The following is a 20,371-nucleotide window of genomic DNA, read 5'->3' as shown; positions in this document are numbered from 1 at the left end:
AAGTTAAATATCTATGCTTAAAATTTAGCGAACTCTTCGGGTGCTAACTAATTGAACCGATTAATGTTGCTTAAAGGTTAAGGATAGATATCTCCCACCAATAATGGGGAATTAACTATACCTAAAGTTAAGTAGTCGAAATTTGATGTGATCGATTGTTTTGTCGATTAACGCTTGCCCAACAGGCTTGCCTGCCTTTTCGCGCGTTCGGCGTGCTTTACCCTTTTTAACGCGCTTTTGCCGCCTATTTATCGGAAATTGGCGTTATGGCCGGTTGCGCATCGTGAAGAATTTGTTTGGCTGCAAGGATGCGAGTAGACTGCATCCCCTGTTTGATTTCGGAGTTAATTACCATGAGCGAAACGGCAAGCTGGCAGCCTAGTGCACCCATCGCCAATTTGTTGAAACGCGCAGCGATTCTGGCTGAGATCCGGCGTTTCTTCGCCGATCGTGGCGTGCTGGAAGTTGAGACGCCCACCATGAGCCAGGCGACGGTCACCGACGTTCACCTGTTCCCGTTCGAGACGCGTTTCGTCGGGCCGGGGGCGGCAGAGGGCCTGACGCTATACATGATGACCAGCCCGGAATATCACATGAAGCGCCTGCTGGCGGCGGGCAGCGGCCCGATCTACCAAATGGGGCGCAGCTTCCGCAATGAAGAAGCCGGGCGGCATCACAACCCGGAATTCACCATGCTGGAGTGGTACCGTCCGCACTACGACATGTACCGCCTGATGAATGAGGTGGACGATCTGCTGCAACAGGTGCTGGACTGCGAGAGCGCGGAGACCCTGTCTTATCAGCAGGCGTTCCTGCGCCATCTGGACATCGATCCGCTGTCGGCGGAGAAGACGCAGCTGCGCGAAGCGGCGGCCAAACTCGATCTGAGCAACATCGCCGATACCGAAGAAGATCGCGATACGCTGCTGCAGCTGCTGTTCACCGTGGGCGTGGAACCGCATATCGGCCGTGAAAAGCCGGCGTTCGTTTACCACTTCCCGGCCAGCCAGGCGGCGTTGGCGGAGATCAGCACCGAAGACCACCGCGTGGCGGAGCGTTTCGAGGTGTACTTCAAGGGCATCGAACTGGCGAACGGTTTCCGCGAGCTGACCGACGGCCGTGAACAACAGCAGCGCTTCGAGCAGGACAACCGCAAACGCGCGGAGCGCGGTCTGCCGCAGCAGCCGATCGACTATCACCTGTTGGCGGCGTTGCAGCACGGCATGCCGGAATGTTCCGGCGTGGCGCTGGGCGTGGATCGTCTGGTGATGCTGGCGCTGGGCGCCGAGAGCCTAAGCGACGTGTTGGCCTTCCCGGTCGGGATCGCCTGACGTTTCAGGCGGTAAGAAAAGCAAAAAGGGTCGGCATTTGCCGGCCCTTTTTTTATCGCGAGAATCCCTTACAGCCCTCCGGCGTCGCGCTTGGTATTCGGCGCCGGCGTAGACGGCGGCGTACGGCCGTTGTTGGTCAGCCGCGACAGCGTCTCGGTGCGCACCTGGAACGGCGGGTACGGCAGCGTGATGCCGTGCTCGCGATAGCCCGCCAGGATCAGCTGGTGGATCTCGTGGCGCAGCGGCATGCGGTGGCCCATCTCGGCGGCGTAAATACGCATCTCGAAGATCTGGATGCCCTGTTGCAGATCGACCAGGTAAACCTCCGGCGCCGGATTATCCAGCACCAGCGAGCAGCGTTCGGCGGCGTTCATCAGGATTTTGGTCACCTCCTCGCTGTTGGCTTCGCCCGGCGCCGGTACGGTCAGCACCACACGGGTCAGGGTGTCCGACAGCGACCAGTTGACGAACTGTTCGGTGATGAACGCTTTGTTCGGCACGATGATCTCTTTGCGATCCCAGTCCGAAATGGTGGTGGCGCGGGTATTGATCTTGGTGACGGTGCCGGTCAGGTTGCGGATCGTCACGGTGTCGCCGATGCGGATCGGTTTCTCGAACAGGATGATCAGGCCGGAGATGAAGTTGGAGAAGATCTCCTGCATGCCGAAGCCCAACCCCAGACTGAGCGCGGTAACCACCCACTGCAGTTTTGACCATTCGATGCCGATCCAGGCGAAGCTGAGCACCGCGCCGAACAGCAGCAGCAAGTACTTGGTGATGGTGGTGATGGCGTAGCCGGTGCCCGGCGACAGATCCAGGTGCTGCAGCACCGCCAGCTCCAGCAGCGCCGGCAGGTTGCGCACCAGCTGCATGGTGATGATCAGCACCAGAATGGCGATCAGCACCGCGCCGAGGGTGATCGGATGGGCGGTTTCCACGCCGTTGACCGTCGAAGTCACGTCCCACAGCGAGATGTTTTCCAGGAAGGCGAACGCGGAGTGGATCTCCGACCACAGCACGATCACCGACACCAGCGCGATCAGCGTCAGGATCGACCGCACCAGCCGCAGCGACTGGGCGCTGATGGTGTCCAGATCGAAGTCCGAATCGTCCGGATCGATGGCGCCTTCGGTGCTGTTCGGGGTGTGCGAGGTTTCGTCTTCGCCGCGGGCGCGCTGGGCCAGGATGTCGGCGCGGCGCTGTTTGGCGCGATCGAAGGCGATGCGCCGCCGTTGGATCAGCATCCAGCGGCGGATGATGTGGTAGATGACCAGCAACAGGAACCAGATCGCCACCGAGGTCTCCAGGCGCGCCAACAGCGCCTGCGCGGTGGTGAGGTAACCGACGGTCGAGGCCAGCGCCGCCAGCAGCGGCGCCGACAGCAGCAGCCCCCAGAAGGCGCTGTTGAGCATGTTGTCGCCGGAGCCGTTTTTATCCAGATACAGCGGAATGCCGGCGCGTTTCAGGCTGTGGGTGACCAGCGCCAGCGCCAGACACAGCAGGATAAAGCACAGCCGTCCCAGGGTGTTGGCGAACTCGCGTTCTTTCAGGCTATCGAAGGTGATCAGCGCCATGATCAGCGGCACGATCAGCCAGATCGACATCTTGTAGTAGCGCATGGCGCGCGAAACCTGCTTCGCCGGCCAGCGGAAGTGCACGATGAACAGCCCCTGCGGGTGGGCGAAGGCGGCGCAGATCATGCAGATCCACAGGATCGGCAGCGTGGCGGTCACCCCTTTGCCGATCGCTTCTGCCACCGGGTAGTTCCAGGCGCTCTGCAGGCCGTAACCGAGCGCGGCCCACAGCACCGGCAGCGGCATCGCCACCAGAATCGACCAGAACACGGTGCGCACCGTGAGGAAGAATTCGTCCTGCGTCACCTTGCCGACGCGGCTGCTGGCGCGCTCGAGGAAGGCGTGATAGTGCTTGCGTGAACTGATGCTGAAAATCACCAGCAGCAGGGCGCCGAAGATCGGGATCAGCGTTTCGCGGCTGGTCACCATCATCATGAAGGCGCCGCCGAGCTGCGACAACGTGTCCAACGACAGGACGCGCGTCAGATCGTGTGCCACGTTGAGCGGATAAGAGAAGTTGATCGGATTGACGTCCGGCACCCAGAACAGATAGCGGTGGGTGGCGTCGCGAATTTCGTTCAACGCTTCGATCAGTTGGGTGTTGGCCACCTTCAGCTTGGTCAGCTCGAGGATTTGGGTGTCGCAACCGGACAGCAGCGAGTTCAGCAGCTCGCGCTGGGTGCGCAGCTGGGCATCGACGATGCGCTGCTCCTGGCTGGTCAGCGCGCTGCCGTCGTCGCGCTTGAATTCGCGCTGCGACAGCTTTTCCAGCTGATTTTCAAACTGCAGGCGCTGCACGCGCAGCTGGGCCATGTCGCCGTCCAGCTGTTGCGGCTTGGGCATTTCCGGCAGCGTCGCCACCTGGGCGCGCAGGGTTTCCCCCAGCGCCGACGACGAGCCGAGCCACTGGGCCTGTTCGATGATGGTGCTCAGCGCCTGGCGCACCTGCAGCGTCTGCGCCGCCGCCTGCCGCTGCTGCGACGAAATCAGATCCATGCGCTGCGCCTGGCTGTTCAGCGCGGCGGACAGTTCGCGGTTGATCTGCAACTGTTGGCTGATGCTTCTTGGCAAGTCGCCGTTCTGCTCGGCCAACTGCTCGGTTCTTTCCAGCGCCAGTTCCGCTTCGCGTTGGCGCTGGGCATTGAGGTTGTTGCGCAGCGCCTGCAGCTGCACGTCTATTTTCTCGTGGCGCTTTTTATAGACCTCGGCGCGCATGCGCGCCAGCTCCTGCCGGTTGTTGGCCGACAGTTGTGCCAGCTCCAGCTCGTCCACTTTGGCTTTGCGCGCCGCCGCTTCGGTCTGCAGCAGGGCCAGGGCGGCCTGCGCGTACGGCGTGGTCGGGTTGGCAGGCTGCGCCTGAAGGCGGCGCTGCACTTCCGTCAGCGCACGGCGAGCGTCGGTCTGCTGCTGCGGCAACTGGCCGAGCGAATCGCTGATTTCCCGCGTGCGATCCTGCTCTTGCTGCAGCAGGCGCGCCTGTTCCAGCAGCAGGCTGCTGGTTTGCAGGATCTGCTGTTCCAGCTCGGCGGCCGGCAGATCGTCGCCGTTCGGCAGGATCTTGTTGCTTTCCAGCACCAGCTGACGGCGCAGCTCCTGCGTCATCTTCGGGAAATCGTCTATCACTCTCTGATACTGCTCGGAGCGAGTCTGCGACTCTTTGCGCTCCGTCAGCCAGTTGAGGGCGCTTTGCAGCGCCTCGGTGGTCTCCGCCTGATTCGGCGCGTTTTTGCTGCTTTCCGCCTGCTTCAGCTCCTGTTTGAGCTGGCTCTCGGTCGGCACGGGGGCGGCCAGCGCCGGTTGCCACAACAGGCAACCGAGCAAAAGCGTGATGAAAAGGCGCACGGCGTCGATTCCTTTAGATCGGGGTCTGTGGTGTTTCAGCGGCGGCCGGGATTTCGGCGAAGGCTTCACCCATGCGGGTGACGGTGCCGTTATGCAGCTGCGGCGCAAACTGCACGCTGCCTGCGGTAAACAGGTTGATCACCGTGGAGCCGAGCTTGAAACGGCCCATCTCGGCGCCTTTTTCCAATGTGATGGCGCCTTCTTCACCAGCGGCCGGGTAGGTCCAGCGCTTGATAATGCCTTCGCGCGGCGGCGTGACGGTGCCGGCCCAGACGGTTTCAATGCTGCCGACGATGGTGGCGCCGACCAGGATTTGCACCATCGGCCCGATGTCGGTGTCGAAGACGCAGATCACGCGCTCGTTGCGTGCGAACAGGTTAGGCACGTTGGCGGCGGTGAGCGGGTTGACCGAGAACAGATCGCCCGGCACATAGATCATTTCGCGCAGCACGCCGGCGCACGGCATGTGGACGCGGTGATAGTCGCGCGGCGCCAGGTAGGTGGTGGCGAACAGGCCGTTGCGGAACGGCTCGGCCAACAGATAGTTGCCGGCCAGCAGCGCTTCCAGGCTGTAGTGGTGGCCTTTGGCCTGGAAGATTTGATCCTCGCGGATCGGGCCGAGCTGGCTGATGGCGCCATCGGCGGGCAGCGCCAGCCAGTTGGCGTCGGCGATGATCGGGCGCGCGCCATCGCGCAGCGGGCGCACGAAGAAGTCGTTGAAGGTGGCGTAAGACGCCAGGTCCGGGTTTTGCGCTTCCTGCATGTCCACGCGGTAGTAGCGGGCGAAGGTTTTGACCACCAGTTGGGTCAGCCAGCCGGCACGTTTGTCGGCGCCCCAGCCCGCCAGGCGGGTCAGCGCCAGCTTCGGCAGCCAATATTGCAGTTTAATCTTGATGCTATCCAGCACGTTAACCTCGTGAATCAGGGTAAAGGGCGCGCATTGTAACGAGGGCTCCGCCGTCGTCAATGCCCGCCCGTCAGTGTCAGTCTGCGGCGTCCGTGAAGTTCTTGCGAACCTTCACCTGCGCCATGCTTTCCAGAATGCGGTGGTAGTTGTCGAAACGCTCTTGCGCGATATCGCCTTTCTCCATCGCCGCGCGGATAGCGCAGCCGGGATCGGTATCGTGGCGGCAGTCGCGGAATTTGCAACCGCCTAAATAATCACGGAATTCGACAAAGCCGCGGGTAATTTGTTCCGGCTCTAGGTGCCACAGGCCAAACTCGCGCACTCCGGGGGAGTCGATCACGTCGCCGCCGTGCTGGAAATGGTACAGCCGCGCGGCGGTGGTGGTATGTTGCCCGAGGCCCGATACGTCGGAAACCTGATTTACCAGAATTTGCTCTTCAGACGGCGGCAGCAGCGCGTTCAGCAGGCTGGATTTGCCGACCCCCGACTGGCCGGCGAAGATGCTGATGCGCCCGGCCAGCGCCTGTTCGAACTCCGCCATGCCTTCCCGTGTTTGGCTGGAGACTTCCAGCACCCGGTAGCCAATCTTGCGATAGATATCCATCATGCCGTCGACCAGCTTGCGCGCTTCGGCGTCCAGCAGGTCAATTTTGTTGAGCACGATCAGCGGCTCGACTTCGAGCGTTTCGCAGGCCACCAGATAGCGGTCGATGATGTTCAGCGACAGCTCGGGCAGGATCGCCGACACAATGACGATCTGATTGATATTGGCGGCGATCGGCTTCACGCCGTCATAGAAGTCCGGGCGCGTCAGCACCGAGGTGCGCTCGTGCACCGCTTCCACGATGCCCTTCACCCCTTCATGGGTGCCCAGGCCGGGGCGCCACACCACGCGATCGCCGGTGACCAGCGAACGCAGCGTGCGGCGGATGTTGCAGCGGTGCTGAGTGCCATCCGGCGCTTCAACGTCGGCGTGCATGCCGAAACGGCTGATGACGACGCCTTCCTGCGGCTCGCCCAGCTGGGAATCATCCGGTTCCGGTTTGTTATCGGCGCGCTTCAAACGGCGCTGATGGTTCGCCTGCACGCGGCGTTGCTGACCTTTGGACAGTTTGTTCTTACTCACTGCGCCTCACTTGAATCGGTTTTATACCTTTACGTATATGCACAGCCGCGGCGGGGAGTTGCCCCCGGCGCAGCCTTGAACCCGTCAGGGTATATGTCGCCCAAGGCGACCAAAAAGACTATGATACACGCTATTTTATATTAAATAACCGTTGTTAGCCGCCGGCTGCGGCGCGTCGCCACCGGCGGCGCCCGTCGTCTCGTCCGCACAGCGTTTTTCTCTCGGCTTTTAGGCAGGAAACATCATGACAGGAAACGAAAATAACCTGATTTGGATCGATTTGGAGATGACCGGGCTGGATCCCGAGCGTGACCGCATTATCGAGATCGCCACGCTGGTCACCGACGCCAACCTGAACATCCTGGCCGAAGGGCCGGTGATCGCCGTGCACCAATCCGACGAGCAGCTGGCCTTGATGGACGAGTGGAACGTGCGCACCCATACCGGCAGCGGGCTGGTGGAGCGGGTGAAAGCCAGCCGCCAGGACGATCGCGCCGCCGAGCTGGAAACCATCGCCTTCCTGCAGCAATGGGTGCCGGCCGGCAAATCGCCGATCTGCGGCAACAGCGTGGGCCAGGATCGCCGTTTCCTGTTCCGCTACATGCCGGAGCTGGAAGCCTACTTCCATTACCGCTACCTGGACGTCAGCACGCTGAAGGAACTGGCACGCCGTTGGAAGCCGGAAATTCTTGGCGGCTTTAAGAAGCAGGGCACCCATCAGGCGCTGGATGACATCCGCGAATCGGTGGCCGAACTGGCTTATTACCGCGAACATTTCATTCAGCTTTAAGGCGATGGCGGCCCCTGCGGGGAAAATACGCCGTTTTTAGCCGCTTAATTCGCCAATCTGGCGCTTTAATCGGCAATCAAACAAAAATCGCGTTTTTTTGCTTTCAGGGGCTTGCGGCAAAAAGGATTTCTCGTATAATGCGCACCCCGTACCGATGAAGAATTTCGTAACGTTCCACCATCGATACGCCGGGCGGGAATAGCTCAGTTGGTAGAGCACGACCTTGCCAAGGTCGGGGTCGCGAGTTCGAGTCTCGTTTCCCGCTCCAAATTCAACAATGTCGCGATGCGGCATGATGAATAAATAAAGCAGTATCAAGCAGTACCTATGCGACGCGGGAATAGCTCAGTTGGTAGAGCGCAACCTTGCCAAGGTTGAGGTCGCGAGTTCGAGCCTCGTTTCCCGCTCCAAAAATTCAAAGGTCACGCCAGTGTTTGGTGACCGGATGCCGAAAGCATCTCTATGCGGGAATAGCTCAGTTGGTAGAGCACGACCTTGCCAAGGTCGGGGTCGCGAGTTCGAGTCTCGTTTCCCGCTCCAATTTTCTCTTCGTTTCAAACTCAAGTCCAACGCCTTATCCGGCGCGGATTTTTGTCCCGTTTTACACGCCCGGTAAAAATGTTGTGAACAGAGTTATCCACAGCCTCTGCACATAAACTCGCCTGCCTGAAAAATCAACGTCATACAAATTAAATATTTATCTATTTGATTTATATACTTATTTATTTATCCCAAAACGTTATGCCGATCACTTGCTCTTTTTGTTGCAGTTGAAAGACAACGTGTTTTTATTTTTATGCACAAATCCACAGAGTAAGGATGCCGGTGATGCGGCCGCGCGGCGCACGCCGTCAGGCGTCCCTCGGCAAACCTTTTTCCACAGCCCGTATCAGCCGTTTTTTCTGTGCCGTCTGCACCTCGATGCCCTGCGCTTCACGGCGAGCAAGCTGTTGCGCCAGCGCCCAGTGGATATGCTCGTCCAGCATGCTGTCCTGGCCCAAACGCGTGCGCAGCGCGAGCACGACGCCGTCCTCATAAGGCGCATTGCCCAGCGCCACGGCGATATTGCGCAACCAGCGCAGGTGGCCGATGCGGCGTATCGCCGAGCCTTCGGTGATGCGCAGGAATTTTTCTTCTGTCCAGTTGAACAGATCGATCAGCTGCGGCGCATGCAGTGCGGCGCGCGGGCTGAAATCGTCTTCGTCAGTGAGCTGCGAAAAGCGATTCCACGGGCAGATCAGCTGGCAGTCGTCGCAGCCGTAGATGCGGTTGCCGAGCAGCGGGCGGAATTCTTCCGGGATCGCGCCTTCCAGCTCGATGGTGAGGTAGGAGATGCAGCGCCGGGCGTCGACAGTATAGGGGGCGACGATGGCGCCGGTCGGGCAAGTGGTGATGCAGGCGACGCAGCGGCCGCACTGCTCTTCCTGCGGCCGATCCACCGGCAGCGGCAGATCGATCAGCAACTCGCCGAGGAAAAACCACGACCCGGCTTCACGGTTGAGAATTAGTGAGTGTTTACCAACCCAGCCGATGCCCGCCTTGGCGGCCAGCGCGCGCTCCATCACCGGCGCAGAATCGACAAAGGGGCGGAAATTCAACTCGCCGCAGTATTCCTGGATCTGATCGCCCAGTTTTTTCAGGCGCTGGCGCAACAGCTTGTGATAGTCACGCCCCAGCGCGTAGCGGCTGACGTAGCCCAGTTGCGGATTCTGCAAGGTGCTGGCGAACGCCGCCTTGGCCGGCAGGTAGTTCATGCGTACGCTGATCACTCGCAGCGTGCCCGGCAACAGTTCGTGAGGGCGTGCGCGCAACATGCCGTGGCGCGCCATCCATTCCATCTCGCCGTGGTACTGCTTGTCGAGCCAGGCCTGCAGCTTCGGCTCTTCAAGGCTCAGATCGGTATCGCAGATGCCAACCTGCTGGAATCCTAGCGATTGCCCCCATTGCTTGATATGTTGGGCGAGTTGATGAAGATCGAGGGGGTGCGTCATGACGGGCCACAGTGAAAAAGCATACGCTGACAGTTTACCACACTCTGTCTGGCCTGCGGATTGGATCCGTCGCTCGGAACCCGCGGCGGCGGCCTCGCTCGGTATTTCTCTTTACGATTTGATGCAGCGCGCCGGTCAGGCGGCCTACGCGCTGGCTCGCAACGCGTACCCCTCCCGTGACCACTGGCTGGTGCTGTGTGGCCACGGCAACAACGGCGGCGACGGCTATGTGGTGGCGCGCCTGGCGAAGGCGGCGGGCGTGCAGGTGACGCTGATCGCCTGCGAAGGCGCACGCCCTTTGCCACCGGAAGCCGCAGCGGCTCGCGAGGCCTGGCAAGCTGCAGGCGGCGACATTCTGCCGGCGAACAGCCGCTGGCCGGCGTCTGTTTCGCTCATTATCGACGGCTTGCTGGGCACTGGCCTTGGCAGCGCGCCGCGCGCGCCTTTTGATGCGCTGATTGAGGCCGCCAACCGCCATTCGGCGCCGGTGGTGGCGCTCGATATCCCGTCCGGCCTGCTGGCGGAAAGCGGCGCGGCGCCGGGCGCGGTGGTGCGTGCCGCGCATACCGTCACGTTCATCGGCCTCAAGCCGGGTTTGCTGACCGGGCAGGCGCGCGACTGGGTCGGGCAACTTCATCAGAATGCGCTAGGCTTATCGGATTGGTTGGCGAAGCAACCGGAGCAGATTCAGCGGCTTACCGCCGAGGCGTTGCCGCGCTGGCTGCATCCGCGGCGCCCCTGCGCCCATAAGGGCGAACATGGTCGTCTGCTGCTGGTGGGCGGCGACCGCGGATTCGGCGGCGCCATTCGCATGGCGGCGGAAGCGGCGCTGCGCAGCGGGGCTGGATTGGTGCGAGTGCTTACTCACACTGATCATGTTGCGCCGCTGCTGGCGGCCAGGCCGGAGCTGATGGCGCAGGCGCTCGACGAGGCGACGCTGCGGCAGGCGATGCAATGGGCGGATGTGCTGGTGATTGGCCCGGGGCTGGGCCAGGCTGAGTGGGGCAAAAACGCCTTGAGCGTGCTGCAAACCAGCGATAAACCAGCCTTGTGGGACGCCGATGCGCTGAACTTGCTGGCATTAAATCCCGAGAAACGGCAGAATCGCGTGATGACTCCGCATCCTGGAGAGGCGGCGCGGCTGTTGAGCTGCAGCACTGCCGACATCGAGAGTGATCGCTTACTTGCCGTGCGCAAGCTGACGGCGCGCTACGGCGGCGTGGCGGTGCTGAAAGGCGCCGGTACGCTGATCGCCGATGAGCAGGGGCAGATGGCGATCGCCGACGTCGGCAACGCCGGCATGGCCTCCGGCGGCATGGGCGATGTGCTGTCGGGCATCATCGGCGGTTTGCTGGCGCAAAAGCTCCCGCTGTATGATGCCGCCTGTGCGGGCTGCGTCGTGCATGGCGCGGCCGGCGATCGCGTAGCGGAAAGACAAGGAACAAGAGGCATGTTGGCGACCGATTTACTGCCGGACATCCTTCATTTCGTTAACCCTGAGTGGGCAAAATAGACTTTATCGAATGAAAGAACTCGTTTTACCTCTGCCGGACGAGGCAGCGACTGTCGCTTTGGGCACCACTTTGGCCAAGGCCTGCGATCGCGCCAGCGTCATCTATCTCTACGGCGACCTGGGCGCCGGTAAAACCACCTTCAGCCGTGGCTTCCTGCAGGCGTTGGGGCATCAGGGCAACGTCAAAAGCCCGACCTACACGCTGGTGGAACCCTATGCCTTGCAGCCGCTGGCGGTGTATCACTTCGATCTGTATCGCCTGGCCGATCCGGAAGAGCTTGAATTCATGGGCATTCGCGATTACTTCGCGCAAGACGCCATCTGCCTGGTCGAATGGCCGCAGCAGGGCACCGGCGTGCTGCCGGAGCCGGACCTGGCGCTGCACCTCGGCTATCAGGGCGAGGGGCGAGAGGCGAAGATCGAGGCGATTTCTGCTTACGGCAGCCAGCTGTTAGACCGCATTCATGGATCACAGGGATGATGCTGCAATGACGCAGGTGTTGAAAAAATTTGCGGTCATCATGCTGATCGCCGTGCTGGGGCCGCTCGGCGCGTTGAACGCGCTGGCGGCGTCCTCGCTGTCCGATATCAAAGTGTCGAACGCCCAACGCGAAGCGACGGTGTCGGTGAGCTTCAATGGCCCGCCGGACTATGCGTTTTTCCCGCTGCACGGCCCGGAACGGGTGGTGCTGGACGTTAACCAGAAGGGCAAAGTCGGCGGCCTGCCGCTCAACTTTAGCGGGCAAAACCTGGTAAAGAGCATTCGCTCCAGCGCGCCGAAAGACGCTCAGAGCGTGCGTCTGGTGTTTGATCTGACCCAGCGCGCCAAAACCCGCGTTTCCACTCGCCAGAACGGCGGCGTGCATACCGTGGTGTTCACCATTTCGGCCGAAGGCGGCGCCAATATCGTGGCGCGTAAAGCGCCGGTGCAAACGCCTCCGCCGGTCGCCGTCAGTCAACCGCCGCGTCAGGCGCCGGTTGCGGTGCGTGAAGCGCCGGAGCCGCCGCTGCGCAAAGCGCCGACGGGATCGAATCCCTTTACCCAAAAACAGACTGTGGTCGCAGGCACCGCCACTGAGGTCACGCCGCGCAGCAGCCGCGTTTCCGCCGGTTCCGGCGATCGGGTGGTGGTGGCGATCGACGCCGGCCACGGCGGCCAGGATCCGGGAGCCATTGGCCCGAGCGGGTTGAAAGAAAAGAATGTCACCATCGCCATCGCGCGCCGCCTGCAGGCGATGCTGGACGCCGATCCGCAGTTCAAACCGGTGCTGACGCGTAACGGCGACTATTTTATCTCGGTGATGGGGCGTTCCGACGTTGCGCGCAAACAGGGCGCCAACGTGCTGGTCTCCATCCACGCCGATGCCGCGCCAAACCGCAGCGCCAGCGGCGCTTCCGTCTGGGTACTGTCCAACCGCCGCGCCAACAGCGAAATGGCCGGCTGGCTGGAACAGCACGAGAAGCAGTCTGAGCTGCTCGGCGGCGCCGGCGATTTGCTGGCCAATAGCCAGGCCGACCCTTATCTGAGCCAGGCGGTGCTGGATCTGCAGTTCGGCCACTCGCAGCGCGTCGGGTACGATGTGGCGGTGAAGGTGCTGCAGCAGCTTCAGAGCGTCGGCTCGTTGCATAAACGCCGGCCGGAACACGCCAGCCTGGGTGTGCTGCGTTCGCCGGATATTCCATCGCTGCTGGTGGAAACAGGATTTATCAGTAATAGCACGGAGGAGCGGCTGCTGGGCAGTAGCGCGTATCAGGAGAAGATTGCCAAGGCCATTCATAACGGCCTGCGCAGCTACTTCCTGGCGCATCCGCTGCAAGCCGACCCAAAGGTGGAAAACCGACCGCTGGACGTCGCAGCGGCGGTTAACACCTCAACACCAGACGTGCGCCAGCCGGAGCCTATCGTCAGCCCGGCCGGCGCGAGCCGCAGCGTTAGCGGCAAGACCCAGATCCACGTGGTGAAGCGGGCGGAGACGCTGTCCGGCATCGCCGACAGCTACGGCACCACCATGGCGGCCCTGCGGGATCTGAACAAACTGAAGAAAGACGGCGTGTGGGTCGGGCAACGCCTGAAGGTGCCGGCGGGGAAAACCGCCGCCGTCACCGCCGTCGCCAAGGCGAAAACGCCGGCGAAGAAGCCGTCTAAACATAAAGTGGCCCGTGGGGACACGCTGTCCTCTATCGCTTCTCGTTATGGGGTCAGCGTCGGCGATCTGAAACGGGTCAATAATCTGAAGTCGGACGTCGCGCCGCTGGATCGGACGTTGACCATTCCGCAGGCCTAGCGCCACCGCTACAGGAGTCAGCATGCCTATCCAGGTGTTACCGCCACAGCTCGCCAACCAGATCGCCGCCGGAGAGGTGGTTGAACGCCCCGCGTCGGTGGTCAAAGAGCTGGTGGAAAACAGTCTGGACGCCGGTGCGACGCGCATCGATATCGATATCGAACGCGGCGGTGCCAAGCTGATCCGCATTCGCGATAACGGCTGCGGCATCGGCAAGAACGACCTGGCGCTGGCGCTGGCGCGGCATGCCACCAGTAAAATCAGCACGCTCGACGACCTGGAAGCGATCGTCAGCCTCGGTTTTCGCGGCGAAGCGCTGGCCAGTATCAGTTCGGTGTCCCGTTTGACCCTGACGTCGCGCACCGCCGAGCAGAGCGAAGCGTGGCAAGCCTACGCCGAAGGGCGCGAGCAGGCGGTGACGGTCAAACCCGCCGCGCACCCGGTCGGCAGCACGCTGGAAGTGCTGGATCTGTTTTACAATACTCCGGCGCGCCGCAAGTTCATGCGCACCGAGAAAACCGAATTTGGCCATATCGATGAAGTGGTGCGGCGCATCGCGCTGGCGCGTTTCGATGTGGCGATCAACCTCAGCCACAACGGCAAACTGATCCGCCAATACCGGGCGGCGAAGGAAGAGAGCCAGCACGAGCGCCGTTTAGGCAGCATCTGCGGCCCGGCGTTTTTACAGCATGCGTTGAGCATCGACTGGCAGCACGGCGATCTGAGCATCCGCGGTTGGGTGGCGGATCCGGCCGGGGCACGCCAACTGGGTGAAATGCAGTATTGTTACGTCAACTGTCGCATGATGCGCGATCGTTTGATCAATCACGCCATTCGTCAGGCCTATCAGGATCAGTTGAAGGACGATCAGCAGCCCGCTTACGTGCTGTATCTGGAGGTCGATCCGCACCAGGTGGATGTCAACGTTCATCCCGCCAAGCACGAGGTGCGTTTCCATCAGGCGCGGCTGGTGCACGATTTTATCTACCAGGCAGTGACCACCGTGCTGCAACAGGCCGGGCAGACGCCGTTGCTGCCGCTGGCGGAAACGCCGGACGAAGCGCCCGCGCCGGTCTGGCAGCAGGAAAACCGCGTCGCCGCCGGCGGCAACCATTTTTCTTTGCCGGCGTCGCGTCGTGAAACGCCGTCATCGCCCGGCGCCGCCCGCGAGCGCGCGCCGCAGCCCGGTTGGCAAACGGCGGGCGGTTACCAAAAACGCGAAGGCGAGCTGTACGGTAAACTGATGCAGCCCGCCGCCGAGCTGCCGGCCGAGGCCGCGCCGGAAACCCCGAGCAAGCCGCCGCTGTTCCCGCCGGCGAAAGCCGCAGCGGAAACGCCGTTGGCGAGCGGGCAACACAGCTTTGGCCGGGTGCTGATGATCCATCCGCCGTGTTATGCGTTGATTGAACAGCGCCAGCAGCCGGCGTTGCTTAACCTGACGGTGGCGGAACGCTGGCTGCGCCAGGCGCAGCTCAACCCGCCGGCAGAAGGGCTGCGGCCGCAGCCGCTGCTGATCCCAGTCAAGCTGACGTTGGAGAAGAGCGAAGCGGCGGCCATCGCGCGGCATCAGGCGCTGCTGACGATGATGGGGCTGGATCTGCAGGCGGATCACGGCCGTGTGACGCTGCGCGCAGTGCCTTTACCATTACGCCAACAAAATTTACAAAAACTGATACCCGAACTGTTAGGCTATCTGGCCGAACATCAGGAGATGTCGCCCGCGGTGCTGGCTACCTGGCTCGCTCGCCGCCTTGGCAGCGAACATGAACAGTGGAACACCTCGCAAGCGATACAATTGCTGACCGACGTTGAACGACTTTGCCCGCAGCTGGTCAAATCGCCACCGAGCGGACTTTTACAACCCGTTGATTTACAGGCCGCACTGGCGGCCCTCAAGCATGACTGACACTGAAATGACACCACGTCCCCCGGCTATTTTCATCATGGGGCCAACCGCCTCGGGCAAGACCGCGCTGGCGATCGCGCTGCGCGAACGCCTGCCGGTGGAACTGATCAGCGTCGATTCCGCGCTGATTTACCGCGGCATGGATATCGGCACCGCCAAGCCGAGCGCCGAAGAATTGGCGCAGGCGCCGCACCGGCTGATCGATATCCGCGATCCCGCCGAAGCTTACTCGGCCGCGGAGTTTCGCGCCGATGCGTTGAAAGAGATGGCCGACATCACCGCCGCCGGCCGCATTCCGCTGTTGGTGGGCGGCACCATGTTGTATTTCAAGGCGTTGCTGGAAGGATTGTCGCCGTTGCCGTCCGCCGATCCCGCGGTGCGCGAGCGCATCGAACGGCAAGCGGCGGAGCAGGGCTGGGAGGCGTTGCACCGTCAGTTACAGGCGATCGATCCGGTCGCAGCATTGAGAATTCATCCGAATGATCCGCAGAGACTGTCCAGAGCACTGGAAGTTTTTTTTATTTCGGGTAAAACTTTAACGGAACTGACTAAAATTTCGGGTGAATCGTTGCCGTATCAAGTTCACCAATTTGCGATAGCGCCGACCAGCCGTGAGTTGATCCATCAACGCATCGAGCTGCGGTACCATCAAATGTTGGCGGCGGGTTTTGAGACGGAAGCGCGTGCACTTTTCGCACGGGGTGATTTGCATACGGACTTGCCCTCCATTCGCTGTGTCGGTTACCGCCAGATGTGGTCATACTTGTCTGGTGAAATTAGTTACGATGAGATGGTTTATCGTGGTATTTGCGCAACGCGTCAGTTGGCTAAACGCCAGATGACCTGGTTACGGGGTTGGGAGTCGGTCCATTGGTTGGACAGTGAAAAGCCGGGAGAGGCTTTGGACTCGGTGACACAGGTTGTTAGTGCATAGGTTGGGTGATTGTGTACAATTGCTGAGTATTCAGCGCGCAAATTTTTTACGTCGTTTATTTTAGAGCCGACAGGTTCTTAGTTACAAACAACAAGCAAATAAGGAAAAGATAGAATGGCTAAGGGGCAATCTTTGCAAGATCCGTTCCTGAACGCATTGCGTCGTGAACGTGTTCCGGTTTCTATTTATTTGGTGAATGGTATTAAGCTGCAAGGCCAGATTGAGTCTTTTGACCAGTTTGTCATCCTGTTGAAGAACACGGTTAGCCAGATGGTGTACAAGCACGCTATCTCTACCGTTGTCCCGTCACGTCCGGTTTCGCATCACAGCAACAACCCGAGCGGCGGTTCAAGCAACTATCACCATGGCAACAATCCGTCTGCGCAGCAACAGCCGCAGCAGGAAAGCGATGACGCTGAATAAAGCGCGTTGCAAGTCAACCATGACGGGGAGCATAAGCAGCCGCGGGCTGTTTATGTCCCCCAAACTCACGGTGAGTGTCCGTTTGAGAGGTTGCACGCTTGTTTGACCGTTATGAAGCCGGTGAGCAGGCCGTACTGGTTCATATCTATTTCTCGCAAGACAAAGATACGGAAGACCTCAACGAGTTCGAATCGCTGGTCTCCTCAGCCGGTGTCGAAGCTTTGCAAGTGGTGACTGGTAGCCGCAAAGCCCCGCATCCGAAGTACTTTGTCGGCGAAGGAAAGGCCGAAGAAATTGCAGATGCGGTGAAAGCCAGCGGCGCGTCTGTTGTCCTGTTTGATCATTCCCTTTCCCCGGCGCAGGAAAGAAACCTCGAGCGCCTGTGCGAATGCCGGGTGATCGATCGCACCGGGCTGATTTTAGACATCTTTGCCCAGCGTGCCCGCACCCATGAAGGTAAGCTGCAGGTGGAGCTGGCGCAGTTGCGTCACATCGCCACGCGCCTGGTACGCGGGTGGACGCACCTGGAGCGGCAAAAAGGGGGGATTGGCCTGCGCGGGCCGGGGGAAACCCAGCTTGAGACCGACCGTCGCCTGTTGCGCGATCGCATCAGCTTGATTCTGCGCCGCCTGGAGCGGGTAGAGAAGCAGCGTGAACAAGGCCGACGCGCGCGGACCCGCGCCGATGTGCCGACCGTATCGCTGGTGGGCTACACCAACGCCGGCAAATCCACCCTGTTTAACCGAATAACGTCTGCCGAGGTGTATGCGGCGGACCAGCTATTTGCCACCCTGGATCCTACGTTGCGGCGCATTGACGTGCCGGACGTGGGGGATACCGTGTTGGCGGATACCGTAGGCTTTATCCGGCACCTGCCGCACGATCTGGTGGCCGCCTTCAAGGCGACGCTGCAGGAAACGCGCCAGGCATCTCTGCTGCTGCACGTCATCGATGCCGCAGATCCGCGCGTCGATGAGAACATCGAAGCGGTGAACACCGTGCTGGCGGAGATAGACTCGGATGAAATTCCTACACTGTTAGTGATGAACAAAATAGATATGCTGGACGATTTTGTGCCGCGTATCGACCGCAACGACGAAAACCTGCCGATCCGGGTGTGGCTGTCCGCCGCCAGCGGAGAGGGTATTCCGTTGCTGTATCAGGCGTTGACGGAGCGCTTATCGGGGGAGATCGCGCATTACGAATTGCGCTTACCGCCACGGGCAGGCCGTCTTCGCAGCCGTTTTTACCAGCTTCAGGCGATTGAAAAAGAGTGGAACGAAGAAGACGGCAGCATTGGCGTGGTGGTGCGAATGCCGATCGTCGAATGGCGTCGTCTCTGCAAGCAAGAACAGGACCTGATTGACTTTATCGTATGATCATATCCTGTTACATTTATGCTTCGCGAAAGCCTGAAGTACCCAATCACAGAATATGGAGCTAAAACATGGCGTGGAATCAGCCCGGTAATAACGGACAGGACCGCGACCCGTGGGGGAGCAGCAATAACAATGGCGGCAACTCTGGCGGTAACAACAAAGGCGGTCGTGATCAAGGGCCACCTGATTTGGACGATATCTTCCGCAAACTGAGCAAGAAATTGAGCGGTTTCGGCGGGGGCAAAGGCTCCAACAGCAATAGCGGCGGCACCGGCACCTCTGGTCCGGGCTTCAGCGGCCGCATTATCGGTATCGCGGCGGTCGCCGTGGTGGTGATCTGGGCCGCCAGCGGCTTCTACACCATCAAGGAAGCCGAGCGCGGCGTCGTGACGCGTTTCGGTAAGTTCAGCCATCTGGTGCAGCCGGGCCTGAACTGGAAGCCGACCTTCATTGACGACGTGCGTCCGGTGAACGTGGAGTCCGTGCGCGAATTGGCAGCGTCCGGCGTGATGCTGACCTCCGATGAAAACGTGGTGCGCGTGGAAATGAACGTGCAGTACCGCGTGACCAACCCGGAAGCGTACCTGTTCAGCGTCGTCAATGCCGACGACAGCCTGAGCCAGGCGACCGACAGCGCCCTGCGCGGCGTGATCGGCAAATACTCGATGGATCGCATCCTGACCGAAGGCCGTACCGTGGTGCGTAACGATACGCAGCGCATGCTGGAAGAGACCATTCGTCCTTACAACATGGGCATCACGCTGCTGGACGTCAACTTCCAGGCGGCGCGTCCGCCGGAAGAGGTGAAGGCGTCGTTCGACGATGCGATCGCCGCGCGTGAGAACGAGCAGCAATACATCCGTGAAGCGGAAGCTTACGCCAACGAAGTTCAGCCGCGTGCGAACGGCCAGGCGCAGCGTTTGCTGGAAGACTCCAAGGCTTATAAGGACCGCACCGTCCTGGAAGCTCAGGGTGAGGTGGCGCGCTTTGCCAAGCTGTTGCCGGAATACAAGTCCGCACCGCAGATCACCCGCGAGCGTCTGTATATCGAAACCATGGAAAAAGTGCTGGGCCATACCCGTAAGGTGTTGGTGAGCGACAAAGGCAACAACCTGATGGTGCTGCCGCTGGATCAGATGCTGCGCGGCCAAGGCGCGGCGACGGAGAGCGGCAACAAGGATACCAGCCTGATTCGCCTCAATCCGAATCCTGCGCCGGCTGCCAACAGCAGCACTCCGCGCACCAGCGGCGGATCGGTTATGGATCAGCGCCGGGCGAATGCGCAGCGTGACGACACCACTCGCGTAGGGAGAGAGTAATCAATGCGTAAGTCTTTTGTAGTTATTGTCCTCGCGGTGCTGGTGGTGCTGTACGCTTCGCTGTTCGTGGTGCAGGAAGGCCAGCGCGGCATCGTGCTGCGCTTCGGCAAGGTGCTGCGCGATGGCGAAAACAAGCCGCTGGTGTATGCGCCGGGTCTGCACCTCAAGATCCCATTCATTGAGACCGTGAAGAACCTGGATGCGCGCATCCAGACCATGGACAACCAGGCCGATCGCTTCGTGACCAGCGAGAAGAAAGACCTGATCGTCGACTCCTATCTGAAGTGGCGTATCAGCGATTTCAGCCGTTACTATCTGGCGACCGGCGGCGGCGACGTCTCCCAGGCAGAAGTGCTGCTGAAACGCAAGTTCAGCGACCGTCTGCGTTCCGAAATCGGCCGCCTGGACGTGAAAGACATCGTGACCGACTCGCGCGGCAAGCTGATGTCTGACGTGCGTGACGCGCTGAACACCGGCACAGTGGGCGACGGCGAAGAAGTGGCGACCACCGAAGCCGATGACGCTATCGCCTCTGCGGCGGCGCGCGTTGAGCGGGAAACCACCGGCAAACAGCCGCAGGTGAACCCGAACAGCATGGCGGCGCTGGGCATCGAAGTGATCGACGTGCGTATCAAGCAGATCAACCTGCCGGCCGAAGTGTCTGACGCCATCTACCAGCGTATGCGCGCCGAGCGTGAAGCGGTAGCCCGTCGTCTGCGCTCGCAGGGCCAGGAAGAAGCCGAGAAACTGCGCGCCAGCGCGGACTACGAAGTGACTCGTACCCTGGCGGAAGCCGAGCGTCAGGCGCGTATCACCCGTGGTGAAGGCGATGCTGAAGCGGCCAAGCTGTTCGCCAACGCGTTCAGCCAAGATCCGGACTTCTATGCCTTTATCCGCAGCCTGCGTGCCTATGAAGCCAGCTTCAAGGACAATCAGGACGTGCTGGTACTGAGCCCGGACAGCGATTTCTTCCGCTACATGAAGTCGCCTGATACCCTGCGCAAATAAGCGCGGCAGGTAATCTGATCGAGGGCCCGTTTACGCGGGCCCT

Annotated in this window: 15 protein-coding genes and 3 tRNA genes; 14 read left to right on the top strand and 4 right to left on the bottom strand. The window is 60.9% G+C overall.

The window, feature by feature from the left end; translation table 11 throughout:
• The first annotated feature begins 353 nt into the window (after nt 1–353).
• Nucleotides 354–1,331: an elongation factor P--(R)-beta-lysine ligase gene (gene epmA / locus ACMGF9_RS21900; RefSeq protein WP_031300154.1), complete on the top strand. Its 978-nt coding sequence runs from the start codon at nt 354–356 to the stop codon at nt 1,329–1,331.
• A gap of 68 nt (nt 1,332–1,399) precedes the next feature.
• On the opposite strand, the gene mscM is transcribed toward epmA, so the two are convergent.
• The 3 genes from mscM to rsgA form a co-directional block, all read right to left on the bottom strand.
• Nucleotides 1,400–4,747, bottom strand: coding sequence for a miniconductance mechanosensitive channel MscM (gene mscM, locus ACMGF9_RS21895; protein ID WP_312425704.1), 3,348 nt, complete (start codon nt 4,745–4,747; stop codon nt 1,400–1,402).
• 13 nt (nt 4,748–4,760) lie between these two features.
• The gene (gene asd, locus ACMGF9_RS21890) at nt 4,761–5,654 is read right to left on the bottom strand and encodes an archaetidylserine decarboxylase (RefSeq protein WP_015376384.1); all 894 of its coding nucleotides are present in this window, start codon (nt 5,652–5,654) and stop codon (nt 4,761–4,763) included.
• A 76-nt stretch (nt 5,655–5,730) separates the two neighbouring features.
• Nucleotides 5,731–6,780 (bottom strand): small ribosomal subunit biogenesis GTPase RsgA, encoded by a 1,050-nt coding sequence (gene rsgA / locus ACMGF9_RS21885; protein WP_021504946.1) that lies wholly within the window; start codon nt 6,778–6,780, stop codon nt 5,731–5,733.
• A 244-nt stretch (nt 6,781–7,024) separates the two neighbouring features.
• Between rsgA and orn the strand changes: the two genes are divergently transcribed.
• From orn to ACMGF9_RS21865, 4 genes are all read left to right on the top strand, one after another.
• Nucleotides 7,025–7,570, top strand: a complete 546-nt coding sequence (gene orn, locus ACMGF9_RS21880) for an oligoribonuclease (RefSeq protein ID WP_004929689.1) — start codon at nt 7,025–7,027, stop codon at nt 7,568–7,570.
• 192 nt (nt 7,571–7,762) lie between these two features.
• Nucleotides 7,763–7,838, top strand: a tRNA-Gly gene (locus tag ACMGF9_RS21875).
• 66 nt (nt 7,839–7,904) lie between these two features.
• Nucleotides 7,905–7,980, top strand: a tRNA-Gly gene (locus ACMGF9_RS21870).
• A gap of 54 nt (nt 7,981–8,034) precedes the next feature.
• A tRNA-Gly gene (locus ACMGF9_RS21865) sits at nt 8,035–8,110 on the top strand.
• Nucleotides 8,111–8,421: 311 nt separating this feature from the next.
• Here ACMGF9_RS21865 and queG read toward each other — a convergent pair.
• Nucleotides 8,422–9,561: a tRNA epoxyqueuosine(34) reductase QueG gene (gene queG, locus ACMGF9_RS21860; RefSeq protein ID WP_021504945.1), complete on the bottom strand. Its 1,140-nt coding sequence runs from the start codon at nt 9,559–9,561 to the stop codon at nt 8,422–8,424.
• Here queG and nnr point away from each other — a divergent pair.
• The 9 genes from nnr to hflC all read left to right on the top strand — a co-directional run bounded on the left by nnr (nt 9,560) and on the right by hflC (nt 20,328).
• Nucleotides 9,560–11,074: a bifunctional ADP-dependent NAD(P)H-hydrate dehydratase/NAD(P)H-hydrate epimerase gene (gene nnr, locus ACMGF9_RS21855; RefSeq protein ID WP_031300152.1), complete on the top strand. Its 1,515-nt coding sequence runs from the start codon at nt 9,560–9,562 to the stop codon at nt 11,072–11,074. The genes queG and nnr overlap by 2 nt on opposite strands.
• A gap of 10 nt (nt 11,075–11,084) precedes the next feature.
• Nucleotides 11,085–11,555 carry a tRNA (adenosine(37)-N6)-threonylcarbamoyltransferase complex ATPase subunit type 1 TsaE gene (tsaE, locus tag ACMGF9_RS21850; RefSeq protein ID WP_015376387.1) on the top strand — a complete coding sequence of 157 codons (471 nt, stop codon included), beginning with the start codon at nt 11,085–11,087 and terminating at the stop codon, nt 11,553–11,555.
• Between the two features lie 7 nt (nt 11,556–11,562).
• The gene (gene amiB / locus ACMGF9_RS21845) at nt 11,563–13,359 is read left to right on the top strand and encodes an N-acetylmuramoyl-L-alanine amidase AmiB (RefSeq protein ID WP_004929933.1); all 1,797 of its coding nucleotides are present in this window, start codon (nt 11,563–11,565) and stop codon (nt 13,357–13,359) included.
• Between the two features lie 22 nt (nt 13,360–13,381).
• Nucleotides 13,382–15,265, top strand: a complete 1,884-nt coding sequence (gene mutL / locus ACMGF9_RS21840; RefSeq protein ID WP_021504942.1) for a DNA mismatch repair endonuclease MutL — start codon at nt 13,382–13,384, stop codon at nt 15,263–15,265.
• Complete coding sequence (gene miaA / locus ACMGF9_RS21835) at nt 15,258–16,199, top strand: tRNA (adenosine(37)-N6)-dimethylallyltransferase MiaA (protein WP_004933679.1); 942 nt, start codon at nt 15,258–15,260, stop codon at nt 16,197–16,199. Before mutL ends, miaA begins: the two co-directional genes overlap by 8 nt.
• A 114-nt stretch (nt 16,200–16,313) precedes the next feature.
• A complete protein-coding gene (hfq, locus tag ACMGF9_RS21830) occupies nt 16,314–16,622 on the top strand; it encodes an RNA chaperone Hfq (protein ID WP_004933678.1) in 309 nt (102 codons plus the stop codon).
• 98 nt (nt 16,623–16,720) lie between these two features.
• Nucleotides 16,721–18,001, top strand: coding sequence for a ribosome rescue GTPase HflX (hflX, locus tag ACMGF9_RS21825; RefSeq protein ID WP_004933675.1), 1,281 nt, complete (start codon nt 16,721–16,723; stop codon nt 17,999–18,001).
• A 68-nt stretch (nt 18,002–18,069) separates the two neighbouring features.
• The gene (hflK, locus tag ACMGF9_RS21820; protein WP_016929360.1) at nt 18,070–19,320 is read left to right on the top strand and encodes an FtsH protease activity modulator HflK; all 1,251 of its coding nucleotides are present in this window, start codon (nt 18,070–18,072) and stop codon (nt 19,318–19,320) included.
• 3 nt (nt 19,321–19,323) lie between these two features.
• Nucleotides 19,324–20,328: a protease modulator HflC gene (hflC, locus tag ACMGF9_RS21815; RefSeq protein ID WP_004933669.1), complete on the top strand. Its 1,005-nt coding sequence runs from the start codon at nt 19,324–19,326 to the stop codon at nt 20,326–20,328.
• Nucleotides 20,329–20,371 lie beyond the last annotated feature (43 nt).

This window comes from Serratia sp. BNK-23 (genome assembly GCF_047456145.1).
GTDB classification, from domain to species: domain Bacteria; phylum Pseudomonadota; class Gammaproteobacteria; order Enterobacterales; family Enterobacteriaceae; genus Serratia; species Serratia nematodiphila.
This window is presented reverse-complemented; position numbering and strand designations above follow the sequence as displayed.

Bases quoted from the DNA above. Each gene is read 5' to 3' on its own strand.
- miaA (WP_004933679.1), top strand. From the start codon at position 15,258: ATGACTGACACTGAAATGACACCACGTCCCCCGGCTATTTTCATCATG.
- queG (WP_021504945.1), bottom strand. From the start codon at position 9,561: ATGACGCACCCCCTCGATCTTCATCAACTCGCCCAACATATCAAGCAA.
- hflC (WP_004933669.1), top strand. From the start codon at position 19,324: ATGCGTAAGTCTTTTGTAGTTATTGTCCTCGCGGTGCTGGTGGTGCTG.
- amiB (WP_004929933.1), top strand. From the start codon at position 11,563: ATGACGCAGGTGTTGAAAAAATTTGCGGTCATCATGCTGATCGCCGTG.
- nnr (WP_031300152.1), top strand. From the start codon at position 9,560: ATGACGGGCCACAGTGAAAAAGCATACGCTGACAGTTTACCACACTCT.
- mutL (WP_021504942.1), top strand. From the start codon at position 13,382: ATGCCTATCCAGGTGTTACCGCCACAGCTCGCCAACCAGATCGCCGCC.
- hflK (WP_016929360.1), top strand. From the start codon at position 18,070: ATGGCGTGGAATCAGCCCGGTAATAACGGACAGGACCGCGACCCGTGG.
- epmA (WP_031300154.1), top strand. From the start codon at position 354: ATGAGCGAAACGGCAAGCTGGCAGCCTAGTGCACCCATCGCCAATTTG.
- orn (WP_004929689.1), top strand. From the start codon at position 7,025: ATGACAGGAAACGAAAATAACCTGATTTGGATCGATTTGGAGATGACC.
- tsaE (WP_015376387.1), top strand. From the start codon at position 11,085: ATGAAAGAACTCGTTTTACCTCTGCCGGACGAGGCAGCGACTGTCGCT.
- hfq (WP_004933678.1), top strand. From the start codon at position 16,314: ATGGCTAAGGGGCAATCTTTGCAAGATCCGTTCCTGAACGCATTGCGT.